This is a genomic window from Bradyrhizobium sp. GW821-FHT13H06 (genome assembly GCF_058803975.1).
On sequence record NZ_JBXAPN010000012.1, the window covers coordinates 128,572 to 144,176 of the forward strand.

Genomic DNA, 15,605 nt, shown 5'->3' on the forward strand with positions numbered 1-15,605 from the left:
ATGGCCACGCCGAACACCCCGCTGTGGGAGGTCTTCATTCGCAGCCGCAACGGGCTCGCGCACAAGCATGTGGGATCGCTGCATGCCAGCGACGCGACGATGGCGCTGCAAGCCGCCCGCGACATCTACACCCGCCGCGGCGAGGGCCTGTCGATCTGGGTCGTGCCATCGAGCGCGATCACCGCGAGCGATCCCGCCGAGAAGGGCATGATGTTCGAGCCGGCGGAGTCGAAGATCTACCGGCATCCGACGTTCTACGAGGTGCCGGAAGAAGTGGGGCACATGTGATGGCCGTCGCCAACATCCAGATCTCCGAAACACCGCTGGTGCTCCATGCGCTGCGCCGCGCCGACGATGCGCTGATCCTCGGCCACCGGCTGTCGGAATGTTGCGGGCACGCGCCGATGCTGGAAGAGGACATGGCACTCTCCAACATCGCGCTCGACCTCATTGGTCAGGCACGCGAGCTCTACACCTACGCCGCGAAGGTCGAAGGCAAGGACAATGACGAGGACAAGCTCGCTTACTTGCGTGACGTCAGGCAGTACCGCAATCTGCTGCTGGTCGAGCAGCCGAATGGCGACTTTGCCCACACGCTGGTGAGGCAATTCTTCTATTCCGCCTTCGCCGACCTTTACTGGCGTGCCATGATGAGCTCGCGCGATACGACGCTTGCCGCCATTGCCGCCAAATCGGAGAAGGAGAGCGCATATCACCTGCGCCACGCCTCGGAATGGATCATCAGGCTCGGGGACGGCACGGACGAAAGCCGTCGACGGGCGCAAGCAGCGATCGATCATCTCTGGGCCTTCACCGGCGAGATGTTCTCGGTCGACGACGGCGAGCGCGCCCTGATCCAGGCCGGCATCGCCATTGATCCTGCGAGCTTGCGCGGTCGTTGGTTGACGACGCTGTCCGACGTCGTCGGCGAAGCCACACTCGAGCTGCCCCGGAACGACTGGATGCAGCAGGGTGGCCGGTCCGGCCGGCACAGCGAACATCTCGGCCACCTCCTGTCCGAACTGCAATCGATGCAGCGCACCTTCCCGGGGTTGACATGGTGAGCGTGCTGGAGCGCGACAGCGAGCTGCGCCGACGGGCCTGGGACGCTGCGGCAAGCGTGGTCGACCCCGAAATCCCGGTGCTGACCATCGCCGATCTCGGCGTGCTGCGCGAGATTGCGCTCGACGGCGATCATGTCGAGGTCGCGATCACGCCGACCTATTCGGGCTGTCCCGCCATGAACATGATCGCGCTCGAAATCGAGATCGCGCTGGAACGCGCCGGCTTTCGTCATCCCAAGGTGCGCACCGTGCTGTCACCGGCCTGGACGACGGACTGGATGAGCGAGGAGGGCCGCCGCAAGCTGCGCGCCTACGGCATTGCGCCGCCGCAAGCGTCGAGCTCGCGCCGCGCGCTGTTCGGCGGGCAGGCCGTGGCCTGCCCGCAATGCGGCTCTGAGAACACCGAGCTGCTCTCCGAATTCGGCTCGACCTCCTGCAAGGCGCTGTGGCGCTGCAAGTCCTGCCGCGAACCTTTTGACTATTTCAAGTGTCATTGAGGATCACGATGCCAACTCCATCGTCATTGCGAGCGAAGCGAAGCAATCCAGAATCCGTCCGCGGAAGCAGTCTGGATTGCTTCGTCGCAAGGGCTCCTCGCAATGACGGCGGTGAGACCAGGCTGGGGTATTTCTGATGTCAGCAGCCGCACCGCGCTTCCATCGCCTTGCCGTCAACGATCTCCGGCGGGAGGCGTTCGACGCCGTCTCGATGACCTTCGCCATTCCCGGCGAACTCGCCGGCGATTACGCCTTCACGCCCGGCCAGTATCTCACGCTCCGCACGATGCTGGATGGCGAAGAGGTGCGCCGCTCCTATTCGATCTGCTCCGGTCCCGACGACGGCGAGATCCGCATCGCCGTAAAGAAAGTCGATGGCGGCGCGTTCTCGACCTGGGCGGCGGACGAGCTGAAATGCGGCGATGAGCTCGATGTGATGACGCCGACCGGCCGCTTCGGCGTGGTCCCGCCGGCAGATCGCGCGCGCATCCATGTCGGCTTTGCCGCCGGCTCCGGCATCACGCCGATCCTGTCGATCGTGAAGGGCGTGCTTGCCCGCGAGCCGGACAGCCGCTTCTTCCTGTTCTACGGCAATCGCACCACCGACAACATCATGTTCCTCGAAGCGCTCGAGGAGCTGAAGGATCGCTTCATCGATCGCCTCTCGCTCTTCCACGTCATCTCCGGCGAAGAGCAGGACATCCCGATCCTGCATGGCCGGTTCGACGGCGACAAGGTGAGGGTGCTGCTGCGCTCGCTGGTGCCGGCCGGGAGCGTCGATCACGTCTTTATCTGCGGCCCGCTTGGCATGAGCGAAGAGATCGAGGCGACCTGCCGCGATCTCGGCATCGCGGACGAACGCATCCACGTCGAGCGCTTCGTCTCCGAATTCGGCGGAAAGCCGAGGCCGAAGAAAGCCGTTGCGCCGGATGCGCCGCCGAAGGCGGTCGCGTCGCTGATCATCGACGGCAAGCGGCGCGACGTGCCGGTCGCAGAGGATGAGGCGATCCTCGATGCCGCGCTGCGCGCCGGGGTCGATCTGCCCTTCGCCTGCAAGGGCGGCATGTGCTCGACCTGCCGCGCGAAGCTGGTCGAGGGCGAGGCGCCGATGGACATCAACTATTCGCTGGAACCGTGGGAGCTGAAGGCCGGCTTCGTCCTGACCTGCCAGGCAAAGCCATCGTCGGAGCGTGTCGTGGTCGATTATGACCATGTCTGATCGGGCAGATCAGACCCCATGAATGCAAATGCGTCGCATTATTTGACAGCTTGAGCCAACCAGCAGAACATCATGTGCGAGCATCTGGCCCGGAGAAGCGCGTGAACGTCAAAGCCGCCCTGTCGCCTGAGGATATTGCCCGCGCCTGCGCTGACGCGATGTGGGCGGAGGACGATGCGTCCAAGGGTCTCGGGATGGAGATCGTCGAGATCGGCCCGGGCTTGGCAACGCTTGCGATGACCGTGCGGCCGGACATGGTCAACGGCCAGCGCATCGCCCATGGCGGCTTCATCTTCACCCTCGCCGATTCCGCCTTCGCGTTCGCCTGCAACTCGCACAACGAGCGCGTTGTCGCGGCGCAGGGACAGATCACCTTCATCAAGCCGGGCAAGCTCGGCGACCGTCTCGTTGCGACGGCGCGGGAGATCACTCGCGGCGGCCGCTCCGGCATCTACGACGTGCGTGTGACCGCGGGCGACACCGTCATCGCGGAATTCCGCGGACATTCGCGCGTCATTCCCGGCACGTGGCTGCCGGCGCAGGATCAATAAGACCATAGAAAAAAGAACAAACCAATGTGGGGAAACGAGGATGGCTCTGACGAGGCTCAAGGAAGGTGCCAGTAGCTATAGCGCCGAGATGGACGCACATGAGCGCGCCTCGCGCGATGAGATCATGGCGCTGCAGAAGCAGCGGCTGGCCTGGTCGCTGAAGCACGCCTTCGACAACGTCGCGCATTATCGCAAGGCCTTCGACAAGGCCGGCGTGCATCCGTCCGACTTTCGTGAGCTGTCCGATCTCGCAAAGTTTCCGTTCACGGTGAAGACCGATCTGCGCGACAACTATCCCTTCGACATGTTCGCCGTGCCGCGCGAAAAGCTCGTGCGCGTGCATGCCTCGTCCGGCACCACGGGCAAGCCCATCGTGGTCGGTTATACCCAGCGTGACATCGATACATGGTCGGAGGTGATGGCGCGCTCGATCCGCGCCGCTGGCGGCCGCACCGGCATGATCATCCACAATGCCTATGGCTACGGCCTCTTCACCGGCGGATTGGGAGTGCACTACGGCGCCGAGAAGCTCGGCTGCACCGTGGTGCCGATCTCCGGCGGCATGACCGAGCGGCAGGTGCAGCTCATCAACGACTTCCGGCCCGACATCATCACGGTGACGCCGAGTTATATGCTGGCGATCCTCGACGAGTTCAAGCGCCAGAAGCTCGATCCGCGCCAGTGCTCACTCAAGGTTGGCATCTTCGGCGCCGAGCCCTGGACCAACGCCATGCGCGGCGAGATCGAGGACGCGTTCGACATGGACGCGACCGACATCTACGGTCTCTCCGAGGTGATCGGCCCCGGCGTCGCGCAGGAATGCATCGAGACCAAGGACGGCCTGCACATCTGGGAGGACCATTTCTACCCCGAGGTGATCGACCCCGAGACCGGCGCGGTGCTGCCGGATGGGGAAAAGGGCGAGCTGGTGTTCACCTCGCTCACCAAGGAAGCCTTTCCGGTGATCCGCTATCGCACCCGCGATTTGACACGACTGCTGCCGGGCACGGCGCGGCCCGGCATGCGGCGGATGGAGAAGGTGACCGGCCGCTCCGACGACATGATCATCCTGCGCGGCGTCAATTTGTTCCCGACCCAGATCGAGGAGGTGCTCCTCGCGACCGACTGGTGCGGCGGCCACTTCATCCTGGAACTGACTCGCGAAGGCCGCATGGACGAGCTGACGATCATCGCGGAGGCGCGGCCCGAAAGCTGGGACGGCCGTGGTCTGCTCGACCATGCGGACCGGATCTCGACCCACATCAAGAACACGATCGGGATCAGCTCCAGGGTGCAGGTGGTCGCGCCCGCCACGCTGGAACGCTCGCTCGGCAAGGCCAGGCGGCTCTACGACAAGCGCCCCAAGGATTGACTTGACCGCGCCCAGAGGCGACAAGGCCCGCGAGAAATCGCGGGTCTTTTCATGTCGCCAGCCGATGCCAAATCCGTAGAAGCGCGCTGTGTGCGCCTTGCCTCAAAGGCTGAAAACGCTGCCGCGCTTGCGCCAGTCGTGGAGCGCCTGACACTCAAGCGCGGTCCGAACGATCTGCTGATCGAGGTGAAAGCCGCGGCCGTCAATCCGTCCGACGTCAAGGCCGCGACCGGGCTGATGCCGTATGCCGTGTTTCCCCGGACTCCCGGCCGCGATTACGCCGGCGTGGTGATCGAGGGGCCAGCCGGCACGGTCGGGCGCGAAGTGTTCGGCTCGTCCGGCGATCTCGGCATCCGCCGCGACGGCACCCATGCCAGCCATCTCGTCGTCGAGGCCGACGCCGTCGTGGAGAAACCGAAGACGGTGTCCTGGGAGGAGGCCGCCGGCATCGGCGTGCCCTTCGTCACCGCGATGGAAGGCTTTCGCCGCGCAGGCGTGCCGAAGAGCGGCGAGACCGTGCTGGTGATGGGCGTCAATGGCAAGGTCGGACAGGCCGCGGTTCAGATCGCGACCTGGCAGGGCGCGCGCGTCATCGGCGTGGTGCGCAGGACGGAAGCTTATGAGGGGCACAGCAACACGCCGGTCGAGGTGATCGACGCCTCTGCCGTTGACGTTGCCACGCGCGTGCGCGAATTGACCGGCAGCAAAGGCGCCGACATCGTCTTCAACACCGTCGGCGATCCCTACTTCCATGCCGCTCACAAATCGCTTGCGTTGCGCGGCCGCCAGATCCTGATCGCCGCGGTCGACCGCATCGTGCAGTTCAACATCCTCGAATTCTATCGCGGCCAGCACACCTATGTCGGCATCGACACGCTCGGCCTGTCGTCGACTGCCACAGGCGCGGTGCTGCGCGACCTTGGTCCGGGCTTTGCGAGCGGACATCTGAAACCGTTCCCGATCAAGGCGAGCGCCGTCTATCCGCTCGAGCGCGCCAAGGAGGCCTATGTCGCCGTCGCCGGCTCCTCGCGCGACCGGGTCATCCTGAAGCCGTAACCCACCGTCATTGCGAGCGCAGCGAAGCAATCCAGAAAAGCATCCGCGGAGACAGGCTGGATTGCTTCGCTGCGCTCGCAATGACGCAGAGTGTCGAGAGATCTGAGAGCAGCCGATGGAAGTTACCCAGATCGTCATCCTCGCCGGTCTCGTCATCGGGCTTGTGTACGGCGCTGTCGGCTTGCTCAGCGGTTTCTGCCTGATGAGCAGCATGCGCGGCCTTCTGGCGGAGGGAGACGGGCGGCTGGTGCGGAGCTATGCGCTGGCGATCGCCGTTGCGATCGCTGCGAGCCAGTTCCTTGCCGGCAACGGCGTGGTCGATCTCGGCAAGTCGATCTACCTGCAGCAGTCATTCTCAGTGCCTGTGCTCTTCCTCGGCGGCCTGCTGTTCGGCTACGGCATGGTGCTGTCGAACGGCTGTGGCTCGCGGGCGCTGGTCCTGCTCGGCCGCGGCAATCTCCGCTCCTTCGTCGTCGTGATCGTGCTCGCCATTGCCGCGCAGATGACGCTGAAGGGCCTGATCGCGCCGGCGCGTATCGCGCTGGTCCAGGCCTCGCAAACGACCGTCAGCGCAAATTCGCTGCCGTCCGTGCTGGTGATGCTCGGTCTCACGGAACCGCTTTCGCGCGCGCTTGCCGCCGCCGCGACAGTCGTCGCGCTGATGCTGTTCGCCTTCGCGCACCCAACGTTTCGCCGCTCGCCGGGTCAGATCGCGGCAGGTGTCGTCGTGGGCCTGCTCGTCGCCGGCGGCTGGTACGTCACCGGCTGTCTCGGCGCTGACGACTTCAACCCCGTCCCGGTGACCTCGCTCACCTTCATTGCGCCGATCGCGGATACTCTCCAATACGCCATGCTCTCGACCGGTCTGACGCTGAATTTCGGCATCGCGACGGTGGCCGGCGTCTTCGCCGGCAGTCTGGTGACGGCGCTCGCTACGGGCCGGTTCAAGCTCGAAGGCTATTCCTCACCGCGTCACATGCTGCGCTCAGGCAGCGGCGCGGCGCTGATGGGCGTCGGCGGCGTGATGGCGTTCGGCTGCTCGATTGGGCAGGGGCTCACGGGCGTATCGACGCTCGCGCTTGGCTCGTTCGTGGCGCTCGCCGGCATCCTGCTCGGCACCGCGGCGGGCCTGCGCGGTGCGCTGCGGGTGCATCCTCTCAAGCCGACAAGAGAGGCGGGCTCGCCGGCGGCTTGAGGCTACTCCACCGCCTTCGTCACGATGCGGATCTCCGACGTCAGCGTCCGGTGCACCGGGCACTTGTCGGCGATCTCCATCAGCTTCTTGCGTTGCTCGGCATCGAGGGCGCCGTCCATCGTGATGTCGCGCTCGATCTGGTCGAGCATGCCGTCGCGGGTCTCGCATTCTTCGCAGTCTTTTGCGTAGATCTTGGAATGCTTCAGCGTGACGGTCACCCGCTCGAGCGGCAGTGACTTGCGGTCGGCATAGAGGCGCATGGTCATGGAGGTACAGGCGCCGAGGCCGGCGAGCAGGAAGTCATACGGGCCGGGCCCCGCATCGGCGCCGCCGGCCGCGACCGGCTCGTCGGCTACCAGGTGATGCGGGCCGACGGCGATGATCTGGTTGAACTTGCTCTTGCGGGTCTCCTGCACCACGACCTTTCGCGGATCCTCGGGTAGATCCATAGCTTTTGCGGGCTTTGCTGCGTCAATGTAACGGCTCGCCCAGGCCGCGATCACGTCGGCCGCGTAAAGCGCGTCGGCAGGCTTCGTCAGCAGATGATCGGCATGATCGAGCGAGATGAAGCTCTTGGGATGCTTCGCCGCAACGAAGATCTTCGTCGCATTGTCGATGCCGACGGTGTCGTCGACAGGCGAATGCATCACCAGCAGCGCCTTGTGCAGGCCGGTGACGTCCTTCATCAGCTCGTGCTCGGCGATGTCGTCGAGGAATTCACGCCTGATCCGGAACGGACGTCCCGCGAGCGAGACTTCGACCTCGCCCTCGGTGCGGATCTTGTCGATATGCTCCTTGAACAGACCGGTGACGTGGGCGGGATCGGACGGCGCCGCGATGGAAACAACCGCCTTGGCTTCGGGGATCTGTCCTGCTGCCGCGAGGATCGCGGCACCGCCGAGGCTGTGGCCGATCAGGATGGACGGTGCCTTGCGGATGCTACGCAGATGATCGGCCGCGCGCAGGAGATCGGCGACGTTGGAGGAGAACGTCGAATTGGCGAAGTCGCCCTCGCTGGAGCCGAGCCCGGTGAAGTCGAACCGTAGCACCGCAATGCCTTTGGCGGCGAGCGCGACCGCAATGCGCTTGGCCGCCAGCGCGTCCTTGCCGCAGGTGAAGCAATGCGCGAACAGCGCGAACGCCGCGGCCTCGCCGTCAGGCAGCTCCAGCGCGGCCGAGAGCTGATGGCCGCCTTCTCCGGTGAATTGAAAGCGTTCGGTCGGCATGGGCTTCCCCTGTCCTTGCTTGAACCTAATCGCCCGAATAGCGCTGTTCGGTCCAGGGATCGCCGCGGTTATGATAGCCGCGGACTTCCCAGAAGCCCGGCGCGTCCTCGGTCAGGAATTCGATGGCCTGGAGCCATTTGGCGCTCTTCCAGAAATACAGATGCGGCACCACCACCCGCACCGGGCCGCCATGCTCCTCGCTCAGGGGCTGGCCCGACCAGCTATGGGCGAGCAGCGCGTCCTCGGCGGCGAAGTCCTCCAGTGGGAGGTTGGTGGTGTAGCCGTCATAGGAATGCAACACGACGAAGCGCGCATCCTCGCGCGGCTGGCAGGCCGCGAGCAGCTCACGCGTCGCGAGCCCCTCCCATTCATTGTCGTAGCGCGACCAGGTCGTCACGCAGTGGATATCGGAGGTGAACCGCTCCTGCTTCTGTGTAATGAACTCGTCGAAAGTCCAGAACACGGGAGCTTCGATCGCGCCGTAGACGTCGAGCCGCCAGCGCTCGCGCGAGACCGGCGGTACGACGCCCAGATCGAGCACCGGCCAGTCCTTGGTGAGGTGCTGACCGGGCGGCAGGCGCTGATCTTCCGGCCGCGTGATCTTGCCGGTGAGGAACCGGCCTTCGCGCGCCCACTTCTCCTTCGAGCGCGTCAGCTTGCTATCGGATGGCGTCTCGTCGGTCATGGCCTACTCGTGCCGATGCATTGCGGAGGCGTGCTTGGTGTCGCGCATGGTTGAATAGATGATCAGCGACAGGCAGATGATGCCACTTAGATAGAAATAGAACCATTCCTCGTGCCCGATGCTCTTGAAATAGAGCGCGATCGCCGGCGCCGTGCCGCCGAAGATCGAGACCGTGATGGCATAGGGCAGGCCGACGCCGAGGGCGCGGACATTGGTCGGGAACAATTCAGCCTTCACCACGGCGTTGATCGAGGTGTAGCCGGCGACGAACAGCCAGGCGGCGCAGATCAAGATGAACGCCATGAAGGGCGACTTCGTCTCCTTCAGCGCCATCAGCAGCGGAACGGTCGCGAGCGTGCCGGCGACGCCGAAGAAAATCAGCAGCGGCTTGCGGCCGATCTTGTCGGAGAGCGCGCCGTAGATCGGCTGGAGGATGGTCGCGAAAATCAGCGTGCCGAAGATCACGAAGGTGGTCTGGTCCTCGGTCAGCCCGACCGAAAGCTTGACGAAGGTCTGCATGTAGGTGGTGAAAGTGTAGAACGCCGCGGTACCGCCGGCGGTGAGGCCGACGACCAGCAAGAGCTCGCGCGGATAGCGCAGCAGATTGGTGATCGAGCCGGTCGGCTTCACTACCTTCTTGGCCTCCTCGAACGCCTCGGTCTCGTGCAGGCCGCGCCGCATCACCGCGGCGAAGATCGCCAGCAACGCGCCGATCGCGAAGGGGATGCGCCAGCCCCAGGCCTTCAGCTCTTCCGGTGTGAGGAAGACCTTTTGCAGGAGCAGCAGCACGATGATCGCGGTGAGCTGGCCTCCGATCAGCGTGACGTACTGGAAGCTGGAATAGAAGCCGCGATGCTTGGGGTCGGCGACCTCGCTGAGATACGTGGCGCTGGCGCCGTATTCGCCGCCGAGGCTCAGGCCCTCGATGACGCGGGCGAGCGCGAGGATCACCGGCGCGGCGAAGCCGATCGTGGCATAGGTCGGCGTCAGCGCGATGATCAGCGAGCCGAAGCACATGAAGACGACGGACAGGGTGAGCGAAATTCGGCGCCCGAAATGGTCGGCGAGATAGCCGAAGAACCACCCGCCCAGAGGCCGCATCAGGAAGGTCGCCGCGAATACGACAGCGACGTTCAATTGCTGGACGACGGGGTCGTTACCGGGGAAGAATGCGGGAGCGAAGTAGAGCGCGAACGCCGTATAGGCGTAGAAATCGTACCACTCGACCAGATTGCCGATGGAGCCGATGAAGATCGCCTTGATCCGCCGCTCTGCGTCGGCGACGTCAAAAGTCTCGGAGGCCGGTTGGATTGCTTGCTCTGTCACGTCCGGCCTTCCGCTTCCTTTTGTCTGGGAAGGCCTACATCGCCTTTCCCAGCAAAAATGGCAACTGCCGGGGGCCTCTCACCGTGCCCTGTGACCAGGTCACCGTGCCTGCGGGATCAAGGCGAAAATCCGGAATCCGCTTGAGCCATTCCTCCAGCGCAACCTGCATCTCCATTCGCGCAAGGTTGGAACCGACGCAACGATGGATACCGAGGCCGAAGGCCGCGTGGCGGTTTTCGCGGCGGTCGATCACGACTTTGTCAGCGTCCGGAAACATCCTGGGGTCACGGTTCGCGGCCGGGAAGGACAACAGCACCATGTTGCCGGGCTTCACCGGACAACCCGAGACCGTGGTTTCCTTGACCACCTCGCGCGCCATCGTCACCGGCGAATAGGCGCGCAGCAGCTCCTCCACCGCGGTCGGGATCAGCCCGGGCTCGGCGATCAGCCGCTCGCGGTCGGCCGGCGTCTTCGCAAGATGCCAGAGCGAGGAGCCGATCGCGCTCCAGGTGGTGTCGATGCCGGCGATCAGCAGCAGGCGCAGCGAGCCCAGCACGTGGGAGTCCTCGAGCGGATTGCCTTGCTTGTCCCTGGCGTTCATCAGATAGGAGATCAGGTCGTCGCCGGGCTTGTTCTTGCGCGCTTCGATGTGGCCGCTGAAATAGGCCGTCATCTCCTGCACGGCCTGGAGCAGCTTGCTCTCGTCCTTGATGCCGAGCTCGAGGATCATGTGAATCCAGTTGATGAAGAGATCGCTGTCGCCCTCGGGGATGCCGAGCATGTGCGCGATCGCCCGAACCGGGATGTATTTGCTGTAGCGTGCGGCAGCGTCGACCTTGCCGTCGGCGATGAAGTCGTCGATCAGCTCGTTGCAGATGGCGCGGACCCGCGGCTCGAGCTTCTTCATCGCATCCGGGGTGAAAGGCGGCAGCAGCAATTGCTTGGCCGGCTTGTGCTCGGGCGGATCCGAGGTGATCGGCGGGGCTCCGTTCCTCGCGACCTCGGGGCGCACATCGCGGACGATGATGCGGCGTGAGGAGAAGTGCTCGGTGTCGTTGGCGATCTCGCGCACGGCTTCATAGGTCGTGGGCAGGTAGCAGCCGAGGAAGCGCTTCGTGTGCACCACGGGACTTGCGGCGCGCAGCTCGTCCCAGATCGGGAAGGGATCCTCCGTCCATTGCGGATCGGTGTGGTCGAAATCATGGACCCAGTCGGTCACGGGCGGATGTGCGGTGGGCTGGTTGACGTCGGACATGGCAGGGAATCCCTCGGCTCGTGTTCGCTGAAAGCACGCAGGCGGCCGCGCTACTCCTCGATCACATCGATTGCGATTTCCGGGCAGTTGGCTTTCGCAAGCCAGGCCTTGTCCTCGAGCCCCGGCGGGACGGCGCCGTCGCCGGCTTCGTGCGCGTTGCCATATTCGTCGAGCTCGAAAAGCTCCGGCGCGAGGGCCTTGCACCGGGCATGGCCCTGGCATTTGTCGGGATCGACGTGAACCTTCAATCGCTCTGCCATTGCGGCCTCCCTGGTCGTGTACGCGCAAGGCCCGAAGGGCGGCGCGTTTCCTCATCTGGGATTGTTCTAAGTTATATCCTATTACATTCGCGGCGGGCTTCCCCTGTCAAGCGCAAACTTATAGGCTTCGCCTCAACATGCGTTCACAACTCGCTCGCAAGCCCGAGAAGACCTACCACCATGGCGATCTTCGCGATGCCTTGATCAGGGCCGCGCTGCACGAGGCGGAGCAGGGCGGCGCCGAGGCGATCAGCATCAAGGCGCTTGCCAGGCAGCTCGGTGTCTCGCAGCCGGCGCCATACCGGCATTTTGCCGACCGCGAGGCGCTGCTCGCGGCGGTCACGGCGGAGGCATTCCGGCAACTCTCCGCGATTCTGCGCGAGGCGATGGCAAAGCCGTCGAAGCAGTCGAAACTCTCGCGCCTCGCGCAAGCGACGCTCGATTTCGGCCTGCGCCGCAATGGCATCTACCGCTTGATGTTCGCCTCGCGCACCGTGTCCTGCGCGGCCAAGGGCAGCGAGCTGCACGAGGCGACGCGGGAGACCTTTGCGCTCGTGATCGAGGCGCTGGAGGCCCCGGCGGTCGGCTACTTGCGCGAGCGGCAGGCGCTCAAGATCTGGGCCGCGCTGCATGGGGTGGTGATGCTGGCCGAGCAGGGCCTGTTCACCGGCGAGGCGGCGCATGCCACGCGTGAGGAATTGGTCGAGGATTTCGTCAACGAGACGAAGGCTGCGCTCGCCGTCGCGATCAAGGATGCGCGGCGCCGGACAAAGGCCGGCGCCTAAGCCTTCGCCTTCAGCAGACTCATCATCTTGTCGACGGCACTGTCCGGCGTCGACACGACCGGGCGGCCAGTGGCCTCCGCAACCAGCGGCGCAGTCGCGGCGATGCTGAATTGCGCGAGCGCGATGACGTCGCAGTCGCGCAAATCGCGAGATGCTTCCGCGATCAGCCGGTCGTGCGTGGCCCGGTCGCCGCGATCGAGCGCGGCCAGCGCGCCCTCGGCCAGTTTCGGGACGATCTGGACGGAGGCAGGGAACTCTGGCGGCATCGAGGCCAGCGTCGGCGGAAAGGTCGAGAGCAGGCCGATGCGCTCACCCATGGTTACGGCACGTTCGATCATGGCCTCGTTCGGCTTCAGCACCGGCATCGACGCATGTGCGCGCGCGACTGCCTCGATGCAGGGGCCGAACGCGGAACAAGTGAACAGGATTCCATCCGCTCCTGTCGCCGCTGCGTAATCGCCGAGCGCGAGGAAGCGCTCGGTCATGGCATCGGTGAGTGCGCCATCGCGCGCCAGATCCGCAGACAGGCTGTCGTCGAGCAGGTTCATCAGCCGTGCCTCGGGCCACGCCTTCGCGAATGCCGCTTCGATCGGCGCGATGGAGTGCTTGAGCGCATGGATGAGGGCGATGCGAGGCGGTTTCGTCATCAGGTATATGTCAGTTGCTCACCTTCGGATCGATCGGGGTCGTGCCGCGCAGGCCCAGAATATCCTCCAGCACCTTCGCGCCGGCGATCACCTGTGCGTCGGCCCGCGGTGCGCCGACGACTTGCACGCCGACCGGCAGGCCGGACGCCGTGAAGCCGCACGGCAGCGAGAGCGCGGGACAGCAGGCGAGCGTGATGGCGTAGACGATGCCGAGCCACTCGACGTAATTTTCGAATCTCTTGCCCGCGCATTCGGCGACATAGCGGTGTTCGATCGGGAAGGGCGGCACGATCGTCGTCGGCACCAGCAGGAGATCGTAGGTCTTGAAGAACTCGACCGCCCGCGCAGTCATGCCGACGCGCTGCGCCTCGGCGCGCGCGAGCTGATCGACGGTGAGCTTGAGGCCTTCCTCGATGTTCCAGATCACCTCGGGCTTGAGCATGTCGCGTTTCGTGCGCAGCAGGTTGGCCTTGGTGATCGCGAAATCGAACGCGCGCAGCACGTGGAAGCATTCATGCGCCTCGCGCCAGTCGGGATGGGCCTCCTCGACGATCGCGCCGGCTTCCGCGAAGCGCTCCGCGGCCTTGCGCGTGATCGCCTTCACTTCGGGATCGACCGGCGTGATGCCGAGATCGGGTGAATAGGCGATGCGCCTCGGCTTCTTGCCAGCCTCTGCCGCCGAGAGGAACGAGGTCGCGGGGGCGGACAGTGACAGCGGATCGTCCGCATAGTCGCCGCTCATGGCATCCAGCAGCAGCGCGAGATCCTCGACGTTGCGCGCCATCGGGCCGACCACGCCGAGATTGCGATCGATACCCGACTTCGGGGTATGCGCGACGCGGCCGATGCTCGGCCGCATGCCGACGACGCCGCAGAAGGCCGCCGGGTTGCGCAGGCTGCCCCCCATGTCGGAGCCCTGCGCGAGCCAAGCCATGCCGGTTGCCAGCGCCACGGCCGCGCCGCCGGAGGAGCCCGCTGCCGATTTCGTTGTATCCCACGGATTGAGCGTCGCGCCGAACACCTCGTTGAAGGTGTTGGCGCCGGCGCCGAATTCCGGCGTGTTGGATTTGGCGTAGACCACCGCGCCGTTCGCCTCGAGGTTCTCGACCATGAGGTCGGATTTCGCGGGGATGTTGTCCTTGAAGATCGGCGAGCCCTGCGTGTTCAACACGCCCGCGACGTCGGTGAGGTCCTTGATCGGCACCGGCAGGCCTGCGAGCAGCCCGCGCGCCCCGGCCGGCTTCTGCATCAGCGCTTTCGCGTTGGTCCTCGCGCGATCGAAGCACAGTATCGGCAGCGCGTTGACCTTGCCGTCGACCTCGCCGATGCGCTTTTCCAGCACATCCAGGAGTTCGAGCGGCGAGACGTCGCCGGACCGCAGCTTGTCGACGACCGCGCATGCGGTTTCGCGGATCAGGTCTTGAGACAATTATCTTACTCCTGTGCCCATTCTTGGTTTCGTCATTGCGGGCGCAGCGAAGCAATCCAGACTTCCCACCACGGATGCATTCCGGGATTGCTTCGCTGCGCTCGCATTGACGAGGATCGAGTTAACCCCACCCCGCGCTGATGCCGCCGTCCACCGTATATATCACGCCCGATGTGTAGCCGGAGCGATCCGACGCCAGGAACGCCATGAGGTCGCCGATCTCGCGCGCATGCGCAGGGCGGCCGAGCGGCAGGCTCTTCTGGAACTCCTTGTAGCGGCTCTCGTCGCCGAACTGGTGGCTCGCCCGCGTCTTGAGCAGGGTGACGTGGCGGTCGGTGCCGACGGGCCCGGGATTGATGCCGACGACGCGGATGTTGTCGGCGAGGCTCTTGCCGCCGAGCGCGCGCGTGAACGCCATCAGCGCGGCGTTGCCGGCGCTGCCGCAGATGTAGTTGGCGTCGAATTTTTCGCCGGCCGCGCCGATGTCATTGACGATGACGCCGCCGCCCTTCGCCTTCATCTGCGCATAGATATGCCGCGTCAGGTTGATGTAGCCGAACACTTTCAATTCCCAGGCGTGCCGCCAGGTCGCCTCGTCGATCGTGTCGATCGAGCCGCCGGGGATGTCGCCGGCATTGTTGACGAGCACGTCAATGTCGGCGGCTTCTTTCGCCAGCCGCGCCACGTCCTCCTCCTTGCGCAGATCGACGATGCTCGTTGCGGCGTCGATCTGGTGTGCGGAGCGCAGGCGGTCGGCCAGCGCCTTCAGCGCCTCGCCACTGCGGGCGGCGAGCAGGAGATGCGCGCCTTCCTCGGCAAACGCCTCGGCGGCGGCCGCGCCAATGCCCTTGGACGCGCCGGTGATCAGGACGCGCTTGCCACGCAGATGCAGATCCATGAGGTACTCGCGGGATGGGAACAGGATCAAATCAGTAGGCGCTCGGCCGCGCCATGGTCAACATTGCAGTGCAGCGTTGCACCATCAGCGACTTTGGTCCATTGCAGTGCGATCAAAACGCGGCGGCTGCCGGACCAAAA

General features: G+C 65.0%; 17 protein-coding genes. 9 read left to right on the forward strand and 8 right to left on the reverse strand.

What is annotated here, in order from left to right; translation table 11 throughout:
* From paaB to AC1RQP_RS34655, 8 genes are all read left to right on the forward strand, one after another.
* Positions 1–288 (forward strand): 1,2-phenylacetyl-CoA epoxidase subunit PaaB, encoded by a 288-nt coding sequence (gene paaB / locus AC1RQP_RS34620; protein ID WP_015687593.1) that lies wholly within the window; start codon positions 1–3, stop codon positions 286–288.
* The gene (gene paaC, locus AC1RQP_RS34625) at positions 288–1,064 is read left to right on the forward strand and encodes a 1,2-phenylacetyl-CoA epoxidase subunit PaaC (RefSeq protein ID WP_492941681.1); all 777 of its coding nucleotides are present in this window, start codon (positions 288–290) and stop codon (positions 1,062–1,064) included. Before paaB ends, paaC begins: the two co-directional genes overlap by 1 nt.
* Positions 1,058–1,561 (forward strand): 1,2-phenylacetyl-CoA epoxidase subunit PaaD, encoded by a 504-nt coding sequence (gene paaD / locus AC1RQP_RS34630; RefSeq protein ID WP_239622230.1) that lies wholly within the window; start codon positions 1,058–1,060, stop codon positions 1,559–1,561. Before paaC ends, paaD begins: the two co-directional genes overlap by 7 nt.
* A 136-nt stretch (positions 1,562–1,697) precedes the next feature.
* Entirely contained in the window at positions 1,698–2,780 is a 1,083-nt protein-coding gene (gene paaE / locus AC1RQP_RS34635) for a 1,2-phenylacetyl-CoA epoxidase subunit PaaE (protein WP_239622231.1), read from the forward strand.
* A 101-nt stretch (positions 2,781–2,881) separates the two neighbouring features.
* The gene (paaI, locus tag AC1RQP_RS34640) at positions 2,882–3,331 is read left to right on the forward strand and encodes a hydroxyphenylacetyl-CoA thioesterase PaaI (RefSeq protein ID WP_239622232.1); all 450 of its coding nucleotides are present in this window, start codon (positions 2,882–2,884) and stop codon (positions 3,329–3,331) included.
* A 40-nt stretch (positions 3,332–3,371) separates the two neighbouring features.
* Entirely contained in the window at positions 3,372–4,703 is a 1,332-nt protein-coding gene (gene paaK, locus AC1RQP_RS34645; RefSeq protein ID WP_239622233.1) for a phenylacetate--CoA ligase PaaK, read from the forward strand.
* Positions 4,704–4,754: 51 nt separating this feature from the next.
* Positions 4,755–5,759: a quinone oxidoreductase family protein gene (locus tag AC1RQP_RS34650; RefSeq protein ID WP_492941684.1), complete on the forward strand. Its 1,005-nt coding sequence runs from the start codon at positions 4,755–4,757 to the stop codon at positions 5,757–5,759.
* A 115-nt stretch (positions 5,760–5,874) separates the two neighbouring features.
* Entirely contained in the window at positions 5,875–6,954 is a 1,080-nt protein-coding gene (locus tag AC1RQP_RS34655) for a YeeE/YedE family protein (protein WP_492941685.1), read from the forward strand.
* 2 nt (positions 6,955–6,956) lie between these two features.
* On the opposite strand, the gene AC1RQP_RS34660 is transcribed toward AC1RQP_RS34655, so the two are convergent.
* The 5 genes from AC1RQP_RS34660 to AC1RQP_RS34680 are packed head-to-tail and all read right to left on the reverse strand — an operon-like array spanning position 6,957 to position 11,706.
* Complete coding sequence (locus AC1RQP_RS34660) at positions 6,957–8,180, reverse strand: bifunctional alpha/beta hydrolase/OsmC family protein (protein ID WP_492941687.1); 1,224 nt, start codon at positions 8,178–8,180, stop codon at positions 6,957–6,959.
* A 25-nt stretch (positions 8,181–8,205) separates the two neighbouring features.
* Positions 8,206–8,865 (reverse strand): sulfite oxidase-like oxidoreductase, encoded by a 660-nt coding sequence (locus AC1RQP_RS34665; protein ID WP_492941689.1) that lies wholly within the window; start codon positions 8,863–8,865, stop codon positions 8,206–8,208.
* 3 nt (positions 8,866–8,868) lie between these two features.
* Positions 8,869–10,191, reverse strand: coding sequence for an MFS transporter (locus AC1RQP_RS34670; RefSeq protein WP_239622238.1), 1,323 nt, complete (start codon positions 10,189–10,191; stop codon positions 8,869–8,871).
* A 34-nt stretch (positions 10,192–10,225) separates the two neighbouring features.
* Positions 10,226–11,446, reverse strand: a complete 1,221-nt coding sequence (locus AC1RQP_RS34675; RefSeq protein WP_492941692.1) for a cytochrome P450 — start codon at positions 11,444–11,446, stop codon at positions 10,226–10,228.
* A gap of 50 nt (positions 11,447–11,496) precedes the next feature.
* Positions 11,497–11,706: a ferredoxin gene (locus AC1RQP_RS34680; RefSeq protein ID WP_239622240.1), complete on the reverse strand. Its 210-nt coding sequence runs from the start codon at positions 11,704–11,706 to the stop codon at positions 11,497–11,499.
* Between the two features lie 137 nt (positions 11,707–11,843).
* On the opposite strand from AC1RQP_RS34680, the gene AC1RQP_RS34685 reads away from it, so the two are divergent.
* Positions 11,844–12,491 carry a TetR/AcrR family transcriptional regulator gene (locus AC1RQP_RS34685; protein WP_492941694.1) on the forward strand — a complete coding sequence of 216 codons (648 nt, stop codon included), beginning with the start codon at positions 11,844–11,846 and terminating at the stop codon, positions 12,489–12,491.
* On the opposite strand, the gene AC1RQP_RS34690 is transcribed toward AC1RQP_RS34685, so the two are convergent.
* The 3 genes from AC1RQP_RS34690 to AC1RQP_RS34700 form a co-directional block, all read right to left on the reverse strand.
* The gene (locus AC1RQP_RS34690) at positions 12,488–13,138 is read right to left on the reverse strand and encodes an aspartate/glutamate racemase family protein (RefSeq protein WP_492941696.1); all 651 of its coding nucleotides are present in this window, start codon (positions 13,136–13,138) and stop codon (positions 12,488–12,490) included. The two genes, AC1RQP_RS34685 and AC1RQP_RS34690, sit on opposite strands and share 4 nt — an antisense overlap.
* A gap of 10 nt (positions 13,139–13,148) precedes the next feature.
* Positions 13,149–14,567 carry an amidase gene (locus AC1RQP_RS34695; protein WP_492941698.1) on the reverse strand — a complete coding sequence of 473 codons (1,419 nt, stop codon included), beginning with the start codon at positions 14,565–14,567 and terminating at the stop codon, positions 13,149–13,151.
* A 121-nt stretch (positions 14,568–14,688) separates the two neighbouring features.
* On the reverse strand, positions 14,689–15,465 hold the full coding sequence (locus AC1RQP_RS34700) for an SDR family oxidoreductase (RefSeq protein WP_492941700.1): 777 nt from the start codon (positions 15,463–15,465) through the stop codon (positions 14,689–14,691).
* Between the last annotated feature and the right edge of the window lie 140 nt (positions 15,466–15,605).